2 protein-coding genes are annotated in these 1104 nt (G+C 54.3%); one reads left to right on the top strand and one right to left on the bottom strand.

The features are described from left to right. On the bottom strand, positions 1–414 hold a 414-nt coding region (locus FT726_RS27395; RefSeq protein ID WP_346303858.1), incomplete at its 3' end, for a queuosine precursor transporter. 309 nt (positions 415–723) lie between these two features. Between FT726_RS27395 and tusA the strand changes: the two genes are divergently transcribed. Next, positions 724–972: a sulfurtransferase TusA gene (gene tusA, locus FT726_RS27390; protein WP_200573534.1), complete on the top strand. Its 249-nt coding sequence runs from the start codon at positions 724–726 to the stop codon at positions 970–972. The last annotated feature ends 132 nt before the right edge of the window (positions 973–1104 follow it).

The raw sequence follows: 1104 nt of genomic DNA, 5'->3' as shown, positions 1-1104 counted from the left end.
CTGCGGTAAACGACGCAAACGGTTAAAAACGTGGACATCCAGAATCTGACCGAGCGCATAGGCCATAAAGCTGGCACTGGCGATACGTGCGACAAACAGATTCACCTGTTCCAGCGATGCCCATCCCTGCCATTCGCCCTGGTAAAACACACAGGACACCACGTAAGAGATAAACAGCGCCGGGATCATCACCGCCAAAATAATACGACGGGCTAACGGCGCGCCAAAGATGCGCACGGTGAGATCGGTAGCGAGGAAGATAAATGGAAAACTAAACGCACCCCAGGTGGTGTGGAAGCCGAAGATGGAAACCGGCAGCTGGACCAGGTAGTTACTGGAGGTGATCACCAGCAGATGGAATAGCGATAGCCAAAACAGCGCATGCATGCGCTGACGTGCAGAGAAATCAATCATGTCTGACCTTTTTAGTAATGGGGTGAGGGAACCCAACTATCCCCGTCATACTTCGCGTTGTCGCTGCGTTGGCTGCGTTCGCGTACCCCAGTCACTTACATGTGTAAGCTCCTGGGGATACACGCCCTTGCCGCCTTGCTAAAACGCGAATTATTTAGGGGATAGCGTAGTATCTGTTGAAAAAACGGCGGCGATCTTAGCGCGTTGCGCAATTAATGCAATGGTTAATTTTAACGCAATCGTTATCGCCTTGCGCTGTGTATTTTGCGCGCTAGAATGAGCGCCCACCTTAAATGAAGACAGAGAATCATGAGCGATCCCTTTTCTGCGCCGGACCACACGCTTGATGCCCTTGGCCTGCGCTGCCCTGAGCCGGTAATGATGGTGCGCAAAACCGTGCGCACCATGCAGGCGGGCGAAACCTTGCTGATCATTGCTGACGATCCGGCCACCACGCGTGATATTCCCGGTTTCTGCCGCTTTATGGAACATCAGCTGCTGGCACAGCAGACGGAAACGCTGCCGTACCAGTATCTGATTCAGAAAGGCGCGGCTTAACGCTGACGCAGTAATCGCAAGGCGTTGGCCGTGACCAGCGCCGTTGCGCCTGAATCTGCCAGCACCGCCAGCCACAAACCGGTAAACCCGAGCAGCGTGGTGACGAGGAAAATCGCCTTCAGCCCCAGCGCA

It is taken from the genome of Pantoea sp. Morm (assembly GCF_016643525.1).
GTDB classification, from domain to species: Bacteria; Pseudomonadota; Gammaproteobacteria; order Enterobacterales; family Enterobacteriaceae; genus Pantoea; species Pantoea dispersa.
This window is presented reverse-complemented; position numbering and strand designations above follow the sequence as displayed.

Bases quoted from the DNA above. Each gene is read 5' to 3' on its own strand.
- tusA (WP_200573534.1), top strand. From the start codon at position 724: ATGAGCGATCCCTTTTCTGCGCCGGACCACACGCTTGATGCCCTTGGC.